Origin of the sequence: Billgrantia antri (genome assembly GCF_019430905.1) — a bacterium.
Classification (GTDB): domain Bacteria; phylum Pseudomonadota; class Gammaproteobacteria; order Pseudomonadales; family Halomonadaceae; genus Halomonas; species Halomonas antri.
In genome coordinates, this window is the sequence record NZ_JAHYCA010000002.1 from 151,036 (window position 1) to 165,705 (window position 14,670).

General features: G+C 65.3%; 8 protein-coding genes. 6 read left to right on the forward strand and 2 right to left on the reverse strand.

From position 1 onward, the window contains the following. The first annotated feature begins 425 nt into the window (after window positions 1-425). The 6 genes from gltB to eno all read left to right on the forward strand — a co-directional run bounded on the left by gltB (window position 426) and on the right by eno (window position 11,018). On the forward strand, window positions 426-4,877 hold the full coding sequence (gltB, locus tag KPL81_RS05040) for a glutamate synthase large subunit (protein ID WP_219790922.1): 4,452 nt from the start codon (window positions 426-428) through the stop codon (window positions 4,875-4,877). Between the two features lie 24 nt (window positions 4,878-4,901). Then, window positions 4,902-6,323 carry an FAD-dependent oxidoreductase gene (locus KPL81_RS05045; protein WP_240549066.1) on the forward strand — a complete coding sequence of 474 codons (1,422 nt, stop codon included), beginning with the start codon at window positions 4,902-4,904 and terminating at the stop codon, window positions 6,321-6,323. A gap of 125 nt (window positions 6,324-6,448) precedes the next feature. Then, window positions 6,449-7,003, forward strand: a complete 555-nt coding sequence (locus KPL81_RS05050; RefSeq protein ID WP_219790923.1) for a cupin domain-containing protein — start codon at window positions 6,449-6,451, stop codon at window positions 7,001-7,003. 112 nt (window positions 7,004-7,115) lie between these two features. Next, window positions 7,116-8,771 (forward strand): CTP synthase, encoded by a 1,656-nt coding sequence (locus KPL81_RS05055; RefSeq protein WP_219790924.1) that lies wholly within the window; start codon window positions 7,116-7,118, stop codon window positions 8,769-8,771. A gap of 5 nt (window positions 8,772-8,776) precedes the next feature. Continuing rightward, entirely contained in the window at window positions 8,777-9,643 is an 867-nt protein-coding gene (gene kdsA, locus KPL81_RS05060; RefSeq protein WP_219790925.1) for a 3-deoxy-8-phosphooctulonate synthase, read from the forward strand. An 82-nt stretch (window positions 9,644-9,725) separates the two neighbouring features. Continuing rightward, window positions 9,726-11,018 carry a phosphopyruvate hydratase gene (gene eno, locus KPL81_RS05065; protein ID WP_209476027.1) on the forward strand — a complete coding sequence of 431 codons (1,293 nt, stop codon included), beginning with the start codon at window positions 9,726-9,728 and terminating at the stop codon, window positions 11,016-11,018. A gap of 497 nt (window positions 11,019-11,515) precedes the next feature. Here the strand turns inward: eno and fdxA are convergent, their stop codons facing one another. Together fdxA and mutS are read right to left on the reverse strand one after the other, a co-directional pair. Next, window positions 11,516-11,839 (reverse strand): ferredoxin FdxA, encoded by a 324-nt coding sequence (gene fdxA / locus KPL81_RS05070; RefSeq protein ID WP_111412930.1) that lies wholly within the window; start codon window positions 11,837-11,839, stop codon window positions 11,516-11,518. 223 nt (window positions 11,840-12,062) lie between these two features. Next, a complete protein-coding gene (mutS, locus tag KPL81_RS05075) occupies window positions 12,063-14,651 on the reverse strand; it encodes a DNA mismatch repair protein MutS (RefSeq protein ID WP_219790926.1) in 2,589 nt (862 codons plus the stop codon). Window positions 14,652-14,670: the final 19 nt, after the last annotated feature.

Consider the following 14,670-nt stretch of genomic DNA (forward strand, 5'->3'; position numbering starts at 1 on the left):
GCAGGCCGCACGAAGACTCGTGCGGCTTTTTTACGTGGCCCAGTATGTCGGTGCCTAGTGAGCGCTTTGCACTTTCAGCATTGAATCCGTATGCCTCATGCCGTATCGGCATGGGGAAAAAGGCCGGTTGTCGACTAAAGTCGTATGCCTTGTTTTGTACGTTTGCAATCCGTTTATGAGCCACGCAAGTCTTTGAACTGGTGGTTTTTTTTGTTTTGATTCATTCAGCAAGTTGCGGATTTGACGAAGGTTTTGCCAGCGGGCGGGAAGGCGGGAGATTGCGCGGCAGGGCGGTAAGTGTCTATGCTGGTCGTCCTTTTTACGCGACGGCAGCAGGCTGTTCTCGACAGCCAGAATAAAAAGAAAACATACCAAAATACACAACTGATGCCGTTTGGTCAATAGACACTCTTTGAGGCACGCCCATGAACCGAGGCCTTCATCAACCAGGCGAGTTCCGTGACAACTGTGGATTCGGCCTGATCGCGCATATGGAAGGGCAGGCCAGCCACGATCTCCTGCGTACCGCCATCGAATCGCTCACCTGCATGACTCATCGCGGCGGGATTGCCGCCGATGGCAAGACCGGTGACGGCTGTGGCCTGTTGCTCAAGATGCCCGAGGGCTTCATGCGCGAAGTCGCCGCCGAGTCGCTGGGCGTCGAACTCGGCGACCTGTTCGCCGTGGGGGCGGTGTTCCTGCCCGACGACGACGCCAAGGAGGCGCGTGCGCGCGGCATTCTCGAGGGCGAGCTGCGCGCCTGCGGCCTGGTCATCCGCGGCTGGCGCGACGTGCCGGTCGATCCCTCCTACTGCGGTCCCATCGCGCGTGCCTGCCTGCCGCGCATCCGCCACCTGTTCGTCGAGCCGGGCAAGCTCGGCGATGCCGCGCGTTTCGACGTCGACCTGTTCATGGCCCGTCGTCGCGCCGAGCAGATGCTGCGCGACGAGGAGGATTTCTACGTCTGCTCGCTGTCGTCCCAGGTCGTCTCCTACAAGGGCCTGATGATGCCGGTGGATCTGCCGACCTTCTACCAGGACCTGGGCGACGAGCGCCTCGAGACCGCCATCTGCGTCTTCCACCAGCGCTTCTCCACCAATACCGAGCCGCGCTGGCCGCTGGCCCAGCCGTTCCGCCTGCTCGCGCACAACGGTGAGATCAACACCATCGAGGCCAACCGTAGCTGGGCGAACTCGCGCAAGGAGAACTTCGTCAACGAGCGATTGCCCGACATCGCCGAACTCGACGAGATCGTCAATACCGTGGGTTCCGATTCATCGAGCATGGACAACATGCTCGAGGTTCTGCTGATGGGCGGCATGGAGCTGCACCGCGCGGTGCGCATGATGGTGCCGCCGGCCTGGCAGAACGTCGAGACCATGAGCGGCGAACTGCGCGCCTTCTACGAGTACAACTCCATGCACATGGAGCCGTGGGACGGCCCGGCCGGGCTGGTCATGACCGACGGCCGCCAGGCGGTCTGCATGCTCGACCGCAACGGCCTGCGTCCGGCGCGCTGGGTTATCACCAAGAACGGCTACATCACCCTGGCTTCGGAGATCGGCACATACGACTACAAGCCCGAGGATGTGGTGGCCAAGGGTCGCGTCGGCCCGGGCCAAATACTCGCCGTGGATACTCACACCGGCGAGGTGCTGCACACCGCGGACATCGACGAGCGCCTGCAGTCCGCCTACCCCTACAAGCGCTGGCTGAAAGAGGAGGCCCACTACCTCGAATCGGCCCTGACCGAGCTGGCCAGCTTCCAGAACATGGACGCCGAGCAGGTCAAGACCTGGCAGAAGATGTTCCAGGTCAGCTTCGAGGAGCGTGACCAGGTGCTGCGCCCGCTGGCCGAGAGCGGCCAGGAGGCGGTGGGCTCGATGGGTGACGATACCCCCATGGCGGTGCTGTCGCGCAAGCAGCGTCTGCTGACCGACTACTTCCGCCAGAAGTTCGCCCAGGTCACCAATCCGCCGATCGATCCGCTGCGCGAAGCGATCGTGATGTCGCTGGAGACCTGCATCGGTGCCGAGCTCAACGTGTTCAAGGCCACGCCGGAGCATGCCCACCGCATCATCCTGACCACGCCGGTGCTGTCGCCACGCAAGTTCACCGCGCTGCTCGAGCAGGACGATCCGACCTTTGCGCACCAGCAGCTGAGCCTGGGCTACGACCCCGAGCAGATGGGACTCAAGGCGGCCATCGTCGAGCTGTGCCGCCAGGCCGAGGCCGCGGTGCACGATGGCAAGGTGATTCTGGTGCTGTCGGATGCCCACCTCGAGCAGGGGCAGCTACCGATCCATGCCGCGCTGGCGGTAGGCGCCGTGCATCACCATCTGGGCAAGCTGGCGCTGCGCCCGCGTGCCAACATCGTGGTCGAGACCGGCTACGCCCGTGACGCCCATCAGATGGCAGTGCTGTTCGGCGTCGGCGCCACCGCCGTCTTCCCGTGGCTGGCCTACCAGGTGATGGCCGACATGCATCGCACCGGCGAGCTCACCGGCAACCCGGCGGATGCCCGCGAGAACTATCGCAAGGGCATGCAGAAGGGCCTCTACAAGATTCTCTCCAAGATGGGTATCTCGACGCTGGCCTCCTACCGCGGCTCGCAGCTGTTTGAGGCGGTAGGGCTCTCCTCCGAGGTGATCGAGCTGTGCTTTTCCGGCATGGCCTCGCGCATCGAGGGCACCGGCTTCAGCGAACTGCAGCTGCAGCAGGAACTGCTGGCGCGCGACGCCTGGACGCCGCGCAAGGGCATCGCACAGGGCGGCCTGCTCAAGTACGTGCACGATCACGAGTACCATGCCTACAACCCCGACGTGGTCAAGTCGCTGCAGGAGGCCGTGCAGGAGGGCGACTATCGCAAGTGGAAGAAGTTCGCCCAACTGGTCAACGAGCGCCCCGCCGCGACCATCCGCGATCTGCTGGGACTCAAGGCCGCCGAGACGGCGCTGCCCCTCGAAGAGGTGGAGTCGATCGACGAATTGCTGCCGCGCTTCGACAGTGCCGGCATGTCGCTGGGGGCGCTCTCTCCCGAGGCCCACGAGGCGCTGGCCCAGGCCATGAACGAGGCCGGCGGACGCTCCAACTCCGGCGAGGGCGGCGAGGACCCGGCGCGCTACGGCACCATCCGCAGCTCCAAGATCAAGCAGATCGCCTCGGGTCGCTTCGGCGTCACCCCGGCCTACCTGGTCAACGCCGAAGTGCTGCAGATCAAGGTGGCCCAGGGCGCCAAGCCCGGCGAGGGCGGCCAGTTGCCCGGCGGCAAGGTCAACGACCTGATCGCACGGCTGCGCTACTCGGTGCCCGGCGTGACGTTGATCTCGCCTCCGCCGCACCACGACATCTACTCCATCGAGGACCTGGCGCAGCTGATCTTCGACCTCAAGCAGGTCAACCCGGAGGCGCAGGTATCGGTGAAGCTGGTCTCCGAGCCCGGCATCGGCACCATCGCCACCGGCGTGGCCAAGGCCTACGCCGACCTGATCACCGTGTCGGGCTATGACGGCGGCACCGCGGCCAGCCCGCTGACCTCGATCAAGCACGCCGGCAGTCCCTGGGAACTGGGCCTGCCCGAAGTGCACCAGGCGCTGCGCATCAACGGCCTGCGCGACAAGATTCGCCTGCAGACCGATGGCGGTCTGAAGACCGGCCTCGACGTGGTCAAGGCGGCGATTCTCGGTGCCGAGAGCTTCGGCTTCGGTACCGCGCCGATGGTGGCGCTGGGCTGCAAGTACCTGCGCATCTGCCACCTCAACAACTGTGCCACCGGTGTGGCGACCCAGCACCAGTACCTGCGCGACGAGCACTTCCGCGGCACCGTGGACATGGTCAAGAACTACTTCCGCTTCATCGCCGAGGAGGTGCGTGAACTGCTGGCCATGCTGGGCGTGCGCAAGCTGACCGACCTGATCGGCCGCACCGACCTGCTCGAGGTGCTGGAAGGCGATACCGCTTCGCAGCGCAAGCTCGACCTGACGCCGCTGCTGACCAACGACTTCGTGCCGGCCGATGCGCCGCAATTCTGCCAGGTCAGCCGCAACGTGCCGCACGACCCCGGTGCCAAGAACCAGGAGGTGCTGGCTACCATCGAGCAGGCCATTGCCGACAAGAGCGGCGGCGAGTTCACCTTCAACATCACCAACTGCGACCGCTCGGTGCCGGCGCTCTCCTCCGGGGCGGTGGCCAAGCACTACGGCGAGGCGGGTCTCGAGGATGCGCCGATCACGCTGCGTTTCACCGGCGTGGCCGGGCAGAGTTTCGGCGTGTGGAACGCCCGTGGTCTCAACCTCTACCTGGAGGGCGATGCCAACGACTATGTCGGCAAGGGCATGAACGGCGGCAAGGTCGTGCTGATACCGCCGCGGGGCAGCCGTTTCGAGAGTCACAAGACGGCGATCATCGGCAACACCTGCCTGTATGGTGCCACCGGCGGCAGGCTGTTCGCCGCCGGCACCGCCGGCGAGCGTTTCGCCGTGCGCAATTCCGGCGCCCATGCGGTGATCGAGGGCGCCGGCGACCACTGCTGCGAGTACATGACCGGCGGCCTGGTCTGCGTGCTCGGCGCGACCGGCGTCAACTTCGGTGCCGGCATGACCGGCGGCTTCGCCTACGTGCTCGACGAGGATCGCTCCTTCGTCGATCGCTACAACCATGAGCTGGTGGAGATCCACCGGGTCAATACCGAGGCCATGGAGGCCTATCGGCGTCACCTGCGGGAGATCATCGAGGAGTTCGTGGCCGAAACCGGCTCTGCCCGTGGGCGCGAGATACTCGACGACTTCAGCGACTTCGCCCGCCATTTCTGGCTGGTCAAGCCCAAGGCGGCGAGCCTGAACAGCCTGCTCGACGAATCGCGCAGACGTCCCGAGTAAGCCGGAATTCCAGGAGACACGAGTATGGCCAACCGTTTGACCAGAAACGACTTCCAGTTCATAGACGTGGGGCGTCAGGATCCGCAGAAGAAGGATGCGCGCACGCGTTCGCGCGAGTTCGGCGAGATCTACGAGGCGTTCAAGCCCCAGGAGGCGGCCAGCCAGTCGCACCGCTGCCTGCACTGCGGCAACCCGTACTGCGAGTGGAAGTGCCCCGTGCACAACTACATTCCCAACTGGCTGCAACTGGTGGCCGAGGGCAACATCCTCGAAGCCGCCGAGCTGTCGCACAAGACCAACTCGCTGCCCGAAGTGTGCGGCCGGGTGTGCCCGCAGGATCGCCTGTGCGAAGGCGCCTGCACGCTCAACGACGGCTTCGGCGCGGTGACCATCGGTTCGGTGGAGAAGTACATCACCGATACCGCCTTCGCCATGGGCTGGCGCCCGGACATGTCCCAGGTCACCTGGACCGACAAGAAGGTCGCCATCATCGGTGCCGGTCCGGCAGGGCTCGGCTGCGCCGACATTCTGGTGCGTAATGGCGTGCGTCCGGTGGTCTACGACAAGTACCCCGAGATCGGCGGCCTGCTGACCTTTGGCATCCCCGAGTTCAAGCTCGACAAGACAGTAATGGAGCGTCGTCGTGCGGTGTTCGAGGAGATGGGTATCGAGTTCCGCCTGGGCGTCGAGGTGGGCAAGGACGTCGACTTCGACGCGCTGCTCGCGGAGTACGACGCGGTATTTCTCGGCATGGGAACCTACAAGTACATGACCGGCGGTTTCCCCGGCGAGGACCTGCCCGGCGTGCACAAGGCGCTCGACTACCTGATCGCCAACGTCAATCACTGCCTCGGCTTCGAGAAGGATCCGGCCGACTACGTCTCGCTGGAAGGCAAGCAGGTCGTGGTGCTGGGCGGCGGCGACACCGCCATGGACTGCAACCGCACGGCGATTCGCCAGGGGGCCGCCAGCGTGACCTGCGCCTACCGCCGCGACGAGGAGAACATGCCGGGTTCCAAGCGCGAGGTGGCCAACGCCCGCGAGGAGGGCGTGGAGTTCCTGTTCAACCGCCAGCCGGTGGCGGTGGTCGGCGAGGGTCAGGTCGAGGGCGTCAAGGTCGTGCGTACCCGCCTGGGCGAGCCCGACGAGAACGGCCGCCAACGCCCCGAGGTGGTGCCGGGCTCCGAGGAAATCCTGCCTGCCGACGCGGTGGTCATCGCCTTCGGCTTCCAGCCGAGCCCTGCGCCCTGGTTCGATCGCTTCGGTATCGAACTCGACGAGCGCGGTCGCGTACTGGCGCCGGAGCAGGGTGCCTATGCCTTCCAGACCACCAACGAGAAGATCTTCGCCGGTGGCGACATGGTGCGCGGCTCCGACCTGGTGGTCACCGCCGTGTTCGAGGGGCGCCAGGCCGGCGAGGGCATCCTCGACTACCTCGGCGTGTAAGCGCCTTCGAACGCCTCGCTCTTTCTGCTCGGTCCGCCCCGGCCTGATGTGCCGGGGCGTTTTCGTTCTACGCCGTATTTTTCTAGACTCTGGGCAGATTCCCAACCTGCCGACGAGGAGCGATCATGGACGAGACGCGACTGGAGCTGGGGCTTGCCGACGCACAGGGCGACCCGGTTGCCCCCGAGCGGATGGTGTTCGCCGATGACGAGCGCATTCCCAACAGCCGGCTGGCGACGCTGGCCTTTCGTTCGCGTGGCGTGAGCCCGGTGCTCGACCGTGAGGCGATTGCCGAGCGCTTCGAGCGGCTGTTCGACGCCAACGGCTGGCGGCCGAGCTGGTGCGGCGGAGTTTACGACTACCATCACTACCACTCCATCGCCCACGAAGCGTTCGGCGTGCTCTCGGGCTGGGGCAGGCTGCGCCTGGGCGGAGAGCGGGGCGACGACCTCGAGCTGCACACCGGCGATGCTCTGGTGCTGCCCGCGGGTACCGGTCATTGCCACCTGGAGGCGAGCGATGACTTCCTGTTGCTCGCCGCTTACCCGCAGGATCAGCGCGAACTCGATCTGCTGCCGGCCGACCCCGCCGAGCACGATGCGGCGGTGGCACGTATCGCCCAGGTATCGCGCCTGTCGCGCGATCCTCTGGGAGGCGATACGGCGCGCTGGTGGTCGTGATGCCGGGACGCCAGCGTCGAAATTGAGCCATTGGTCGTAATCTGCTACGCTGTTGTCCCATCCTGGCGCGGCTTTCTGCCACGCCTCATGATCACGTTTCGACAGGTCCTTCATGACACGATATATCTTCGTGACCGGCGGCGTTGTGTCCTCTCTCGGCAAGGGCATCGCGTCGGCCTCGCTGGCGGCGATTCTCGAGGCGCGTGGCCTCAAGGTCACCATGCTCAAGCTCGATCCCTACATCAACGTGGATCCGGGCACCATGAGCCCGTTCCAGCACGGCGAGGTGTTCGTCACCGAAGATGGCGCCGAGACCGATCTCGACCTGGGCCACTATGAGCGTTTCATCCGCACCAAGATGACCCAGGGCAACAACTTCACCACCGGCCGCGTCTACGAGCACGTGCTGAGGCGTGAGCGCCGCGGCGACTATCTGGGCGGCACCGTGCAGGTGATCCCGCATATCACCGACGAGATCAAGCGCCGCGTCTACGCCGGCGGCGAGGGCTTCGATGTGGCCCTGGTCGAGATAGGCGGCACCGTGGGCGACATCGAGTCGCTGCCGTTCCTCGAGTCGATCCGCCAGATCAGAAGCGAGCTGGGCGCGAGCCGGGCGATCTTCATGCACCTGACCCTGGTGCCCTACATCAAGACCGCCGGCGAGACCAAGACCAAGCCGACCCAACACAGCGTCAAGGAGCTGCGCTCGATCGGCATCCAGCCCGATATTCTGATCTGCAGGAGCGAGGTTGAGCTGGAGGAGACCGAGCGGCGCAAGATCGCCCTGTTCACCAACGTCGAGGAGCGTGCGGTCATCCCGCTTCAGGATGCCGACACCATCTATCGCATCCCGCTGATGCTGCACGAGCACGGCCTCGACGAGATCGTCTGCGACAAGCTGCGCCTGGAAGCCGAGCCGGCCGATCTGGCGGAATGGGTCCGCGTGCTCGATGCCAAGCTCAACCCGCTCAAGTCGATCAATATCGCCATGGTCGGCAAGTACATGGAGCTGCTCGACGCCTACAAGTCGCTCAACGAGGCGCTGATCCACGCCGGCATCCAGACCCGGGTCAAGGTCAACGTCGACTACATCGACTCCGAGGACATCGAGCGCCACGGCACCGAGCGCCTGGCCGGCAAGGATGCGATCCTGGTGCCGGGCGGCTTCGGCGAGCGCGGCGTGGAGGGCAAGATCGAGACTGCCCGCTACGCTCGCGAGAACGGCATTCCCTACCTCGGCATCTGCCTCGGCATGCAGGTGGCGGTGATCGAGTATGCTCGCCATGTGGCCGGCTGGGAGGATGCCAACTCCACCGAGTTCACCCACGACACCCAGCACCCGGTAGTGGGCCTGATCACCGAGTGGATCAACGCCGAGGGCAAGATCGAACTGCGCGACGAGGCCTCCGACCTGGGCGGCACCATGCGCCTGGGCGGCCAGGTCTGCCATCTCGAGCCCGGCACCAAGGCGCGCGAGGCCTATGGCAGCGACGAGATCGTCGAGCGCCACCGGCATCGCTTCGAGGTCAACAATCAGTTCGTCGAGCAGTTGCAGCAGGCCGGCCTGGTGATTTCCGGCAAGAGCGTCGACAACTCTCTGGTGGAAATGATCGAGCTGCCCGACCACCCGTGGTTCGTGGCCTGCCAGTTCCATCCCGAATTCACCTCCACGCCGCGCGACGGCCATCCGCTGTTTACCGGCTTCGTCAATGCGGCGCTGGAGCACAAGGCGGCGCGCACTCGCGCGTTGACCTCGCATCAGGAGTGAGTCCCATGTCTGCCGCGACCCCGTCCGTACCCGAGCGACATGTTTCCATTGCCGGCCTTACCGCCGGCAATTCTTTGCCATTGATGCTGCTCGGTGGCATGAACGTGCTGGAGTCCCGCGAGCTTGCCCTCGAGGTGGCCGAAACCTACGTCGAGGTGACCGGCCGGCTCGGCATGCCCTACGTGTTCAAGGCCAGCTTCGACAAGGCCAATCGCAGCTCGATCCACTCGTTCCGCGGTCCCGGCCTGGAGCAGGGGCTCGCGATTCTGGCTGAGATCAAGCAGCGCTTCGGCGTGCCGGTGATCACCGACGTTCATGAGCCATGGCAGGCCGAGCCCGTGGCCGAAGTGGCCGACATCATCCAGTTGCCGGCCTTCCTGGCGCGCCAGACCGACCTGGTGGTGGCCATGGCCAGGACCGGCGCGGTGATCAATATCAAGAAGCCGCAGTTCCTCGCGCCCCACGAGATGCGCCACATCATTCGCAAGTGCGAGGAGGCGGGCAACGGCCGCCTGCTGCTGTGCGAGCGCGGCTCGAGCTTCGGATACAATAATCTGGTGGTCGACATGCTCGGCTTCGGCGACATGAAGCAGACCGGCTGCCCGGTCTTTTTCGACGTCACCCACTCCCTGCAGCGGCCGGGCGGCCGGGCCGACAGCGCCGGCGGCCGTCGCCAGCAGGTTGCCGAGCTGGCCCGGGCCGGCGTTGCCGTTGGGTTGGCCGGGCTGTTTCTCGAAGCCCATCCGGACCCCGACAGCGCCCTGTGCGACGGCCCTTGCGCGCTGCCGCTGGACCAGCTCGAGCCCTTCCTGACCCAGCTCAAGGCGCTCGACGAGCTGGTCAAGGGCTTCCCGGCACTGAATATCGAATAACGGCTACCCAGGCAATTTTGCTCCATAAGCCGAGAGAGAACATCGACTCAATCAACGCTGACTGAATGAAAGGACGACACAGATGACCAAGATTGTCGAAATCCACGCCCTCGAGGTACTCGACTCCCGCGGCAACCCCACCGTGCAGGCCGAAGTGCGCCTGGAGAGCGGTGCCGTTGGCGTGGCTTGCGCTCCGAGCGGTGCCTCTACCGGCTCGCGCGAGGCGCTGGAGCTGCGTGACGGCGACAAGTCGCGCTACCTGGGCAAGGGCGTGCTGAAGGCGGTCGAGGCCGTCAACGGTGCGATCCGCAGTCGCCTGGTCGGCATGGATGCCCGCGACCAGCGTGGTCTCGACAATGCCATGCTCGAACTCGACGGTACCGACAACAAGGCCAGCCTTGGCGCCAATGCCATCCTTGCCGTGTCACTGGCGGCCGCCAAGGCCGCGGCCAACGCCAAGGGCATGCCGCTCTACGCTCATATCGCCGAACTCTATGGCCAGCCCGGCCAGTACCGCATGCCGGTGCCGATGATGAACATCCTCAACGGCGGCGAGCACGCCGACAACAACGTCGACATCCAGGAGTTCATGATCCAGCCGGTGGGTGCGCCGAATTTCCGCGAGGCGCTGCGGGTCGGCGCCGAAATCTTCCATGCGCTGAAGAAGGTGCTGTCCGCGCGGGGGCTGGCCACTGCGGTGGGCGACGAGGGCGGCTTCGCGCCCAACCTGGAGTCCAACGCCGAGGCGCTCGCCGTGATCAAGCAGGCCGTCAGCGATGCCGGCTACGAGCTCGGCCGCGACGTGACCCTGGCGCTCGACTGCGCCTCCTCCGAGTTCTATCAGGACGGCCAGTACAGTCTGTCCGGCGAAGGCAAGTCCTTTGACGCTGCCGGCTTCGTCGACTACCTGGCCGAGCTGTGCGACCAGTATCCGATCGTCTCCATCGAGGACGGCATGGACGAGTCCGACTGGGATGGCTGGAAGGCGCTGACCGACAAACTCGGCGACAAGGTGCAACTGGTCGGTGACGACCTGTTCGTCACCAACACCCGTATCCTCAAGCGCGGTATCGACGAGAGCATTGGCAACTCCATCCTGATCAAGTTCAACCAGATCGGCTCGCTCTCCGAGACGCTGGACGCCATCAAGATGGCCCAGGACGCCGGCTTCACCGCGGTAATCTCCCACCGCTCCGGCGAGACCGAGGACACCACCATCGCCGATCTGGCCGTGGGAACCTCGGCCGGCCAAATCAAGACCGGCTCGCTGTGCCGTTCCGATCGGGTAGCCAAGTACAACCGCCTGCTGGTGATCGAGCAGCAGCTCGGGGACCGTGTCTCCTACCCTGGTCGTGCGGCGATCAAGGGGCAGTGAGCGCATCGTTTATGGCTACCGGCCGACGATATCGCTGACATTTTTGTAGGATATTGACTACAAAAAGGCGAAGATCTAAGCCCGCATAGCTGCAAGAAGGTCGATACCAAAGGTGTCGGCCTTTTTTAATTCCTTGTTTTTACTCACTTTACGCAATGGGTTGTTAACCTCGAGAAGGCCTCGAGGTTGTTTGGTGGCTGCTTGCGCCTGTTGGCGGACATGCCAGAATGCACGTGGGACAAGGCAGAGCGGGAGGCTCTCCGGCAGGATGCAACGGGATGCTATCTACATGGCACGCTCGGTGCGACAGGACGTCGCCTCCGGGCAGGGACGTTGCCGCAGGAGAGAGGGCGGAGGGAACCGCCCAAGGAAATGCTGGGAGCCGGGCGACCTGAGGGGTCGCCTTTTTTTTGCCCGGCGTTTGGCCTGGGCAGGCTCGCCAAGGCGCCGAATGCCGGCTGGCATGCGGCGCGGGAACAGGCCGGCTTGCGCTGCGCTCAGCGCTCGAGGTATTGCAGTTTGCCGGGCTTGCCGTCCCACTCCTCGGCATCGGCCGGGGGATCCTTCTTTTCCGCAATGTTGGGCCACACTTCGGAGAGTTCGGCATTGATGGCGATGAACTCCTCCTGCCCCTCGGGTAGTTCATCCTCCGAGAAGATTGCCTCGGCGGGGCACTCGGGCTCGCACAGGGCGCAATCGATGCACTCGTCCGGATGGATCACCAGAAAATTGGGGCCTTCGTAAAAGCAGTCCACCGGGCAGACCTCGACGCAGTCGGTGTACTTGCACTTGATGCAGTTTTCGGTGACGACAAAGGTCATGCCTGTCTCCCTCCTCGCAGCCGGGTCGTGACCTCCCGGTTGGTAATGTACGGATCAGTCTTGGAAAAGCACTGCACAAAATACCTGCGCTTCTTCTCGCCCGGCGATCTGTTCAGCACTTTCTTAGGTCTTTAAGTTATAAAAAACTAACTTTTTATAAGGGGTGCATAATTGGACGCTTCATTCTAGTCATGCCTCCCCGTGTGAGCAAGCGCCGTCGTGGCTACAACCTCTCGCGCCAGGCATAGATCAACTCCAGTGCTCGCCGCGGCGTCAGCTCATCCGGGTCGAGGCCGGCCAAGTCGTCGAGCAGGGGGTGTGGCGCCGTGGCAAACAGGTCGTTCTGCAGCGGGGCCGGTCCGCTATCGTGCCTAGGGGTGCCGCGATGGCTCTGGTCGACTTCCTGCTGCTCGAGTTGCGCCAGCTTGTCCCGAGCCCGCGCGATCACTGATGGCGGCACGCCGGCCAGCTGTGCCACCTGCAGACCGTAGCTCTGGCTGGCAGGGCCTTCCTCCACGCGGTGCATAAAGACGATGCCGTCGCGGTGCTCGGCGGCGGTGAGGTGCACGTTGGCAACCCCCTCAGCCTGGTCGGTCAGCGCGGTCATCTCGAAGTAGTGGGTGGCGAACAGCGTGAAGGCGCGCGTGCGAGTCAGGTGCTCGGCGCTGGCCCAGGCCAGCGACAGGCCGTCGAAGGTGCTGGTGCCGCGGCCAATCTCGTCCATCAGCACCAGGCTGTGGTCGGTGGCGTTGTGCAAGATGCTGGCTGTCTCGGTCATCTCCACCATGAAGGTGGAGCGGCCGCCGGCGAGGTCATCCGATGAGCCGATGCGGGTGAAGATGCGGTCCACCGGACCGATGCAGGCCTCGTCGGCAGGGACGAAACTGCCGGTATGCGCGAGCAGCACGATCAGTGCCGCCTGGCGCATGTAGGTCGACTTGCCGCCCATGTTGGGGCCGGTGATGACCAGCATGCGACGGCGCTCGTCGAGCACCAGGTCGTTGGGCACGAAGGGCGCGTCGCTGACGTGCTCGACCACCGGGTGGCGGCCGCCGCGAATCTCGATACCCGGCGCCTCGGCGAGGCGGGGGCGCGAGAAGCCGAGCGCCTGGGCGCGCTCGGCGAAGGCCGCCAGCACGTCCAGGGCGGCCAGGGCGCGACCGGTGCCCTGGAGTGCATTGAGTTCGGCGTTGAGCGAATCGAGCAGGCCGTCGTAGAGCAGTTTCTCGCGGGCCAGGGCGCGCGACTTGGCCGACAGTGCCTTGTCCTCGAACTCCTTGAGTTCGGGAATGATGAAGCGTTCGGCGTTCTTCAGGGTCTGGCGCCGGATGTAGTCGACCGGCGCCTCGCGGGCCTGGGCGCGGGGAATCTCGATGTAGTAGCCGTGCACCCGGTTGTAGCCCACCTTGAGGCCGGCGAGGCCGGTGCGTTCTCGCTCGCGGGCCTCGAGCTGCACCAGGTAGTCGCCGGCGTGCTCGGCCAGCCCGCGGTAGTCGTCGAGCTCGGCATCGAAGCCTTCGCGGATCACGCCGCCGTCGCGGATCACCACCGGCGGGTTGTCGACCAGCCCGCGGGTGAGCAGGTCGGCGAGTTCGGGGTAGGGGCGGATATGGTGGGCCAGATCGTCCAGCGCGGTGCCGTCGCTGTAGTCGGCGAGTTCGCGCTCCAGCGCCGGCAGGGCCAGCAGGGCGTCGCGCAGGCGGGCGAGATCCCGTGGCCGTGCACTGTAGAGCGCCACGCGCGCCAGGATGCGCTCGACGTCGCCGATCGCCTTGAGCTGCTCGCGCAGGGCCACGAAGCCCTCCCGCTCGAGCAGCAGGGCGACGGCTGCCTGGCGCCCTTGCACCTGGCTGCGGTCGCGCAGCGGGCGGTTGAGCCAACGCTTGAGCAGTCGCGAGCCCATGGCGGTGGCGGTAGTATCGAGCACGCTGGCCAGGGTGTTGTCGCTGCTGCCGCCGAGATTGATGTCGATCTCGAGGTTGCGCCGGCTGGCGGCATCGATCACCACGGCGTCGTCGCGGTTCTCGACACCCAAGGCGGTGACGTGGGGCAGCCGCGAACGCTGGGTGTCGCGGGCGTACTCGACCAGCACCCCGGCGGCGGTAAGTGCCGCTTCGAGGTGGGCGCAGCCGAAGCCGCGCAGATCCTGCACCTGGAACTGGTCGCACAGCAGGCGGGTGGCGGATTCGAGGTCGAACAGCCAGTCGCTCTGGCGGCGCAGGCCCTGTCGGCCCTCCAGGGCGGGTGGCAGCGGCAGGCTCTCGGGCAGGAGCAGTTCCGCCGGGTCGAGGCGCTGCAGCTCGGCCAGCATGTCGCCTTCTCCCTCCACTTCGAGCACGCTGAAGCGGCCACTGGAGAGTTCCAGCCAGGCGATGCCCCAGCAATCACCGGCCGGATGCACCGCCACCAGCAAGTTGTCGCGGCGGGCGTCGAGCAGCGCCTCGTCATAGAGGGTGCCGGGGGTGACGATACGCACCACGCGGCGCTCCACCGGCCCCTTGCTCGTCGCCGGATCGCCGATCTGCTCGCAGATCGCCACCGACTCCCCAGCCTTCACCAGGCGTGCCAGATACCCTTCGGCACTGTGGTAGGGCACTCCGGCCATGGGAATCGGCTTGCCCGCGGACTGGCCGCGCTGGGTCAGGGTAATGTCGAGCAGCGCGGCGGCGCGCCTGGCGTCGTCGAAGAACAGCTCGTAGAAATCGCCCATTCGATAGAACAGCAGCACCTCGGGGTGCTCGCGCTTGATCTTCAGGTACTGGGCCATCATCGGCGTATGGCTCGGCACATCCGTCTTGACCGCGTCGTTCATGCTTTCTCGGCTGGCTCGT

Bases quoted from the DNA above. Each gene is read 5' to 3' on its own strand.
- KPL81_RS05055 (WP_219790924.1), top strand. From the start codon at position 7,116: ATGACACGATATATCTTCGTGACCGGCGGCGTTGTGTCCTCTCTCGGC.
- fdxA (WP_111412930.1), bottom strand. From the start codon at position 11,839: ATGACCTTTGTCGTCACCGAAAACTGCATCAAGTGCAAGTACACCGAC.
- KPL81_RS05050 (WP_219790923.1), top strand. From the start codon at position 6,449: ATGGACGAGACGCGACTGGAGCTGGGGCTTGCCGACGCACAGGGCGAC.
- gltB (WP_219790922.1), top strand. From the start codon at position 426: ATGAACCGAGGCCTTCATCAACCAGGCGAGTTCCGTGACAACTGTGGA.
- mutS (WP_219790926.1), bottom strand. From the start codon at position 14,651: ATGAACGACGCGGTCAAGACGGATGTGCCGAGCCATACGCCGATGATG.
- eno (WP_209476027.1), top strand. From the start codon at position 9,726: ATGACCAAGATTGTCGAAATCCACGCCCTCGAGGTACTCGACTCCCGC.
- KPL81_RS05045 (WP_240549066.1), top strand. From the start codon at position 4,902: ATGGCCAACCGTTTGACCAGAAACGACTTCCAGTTCATAGACGTGGGG.
- kdsA (WP_219790925.1), top strand. From the start codon at position 8,777: ATGTCTGCCGCGACCCCGTCCGTACCCGAGCGACATGTTTCCATTGCC.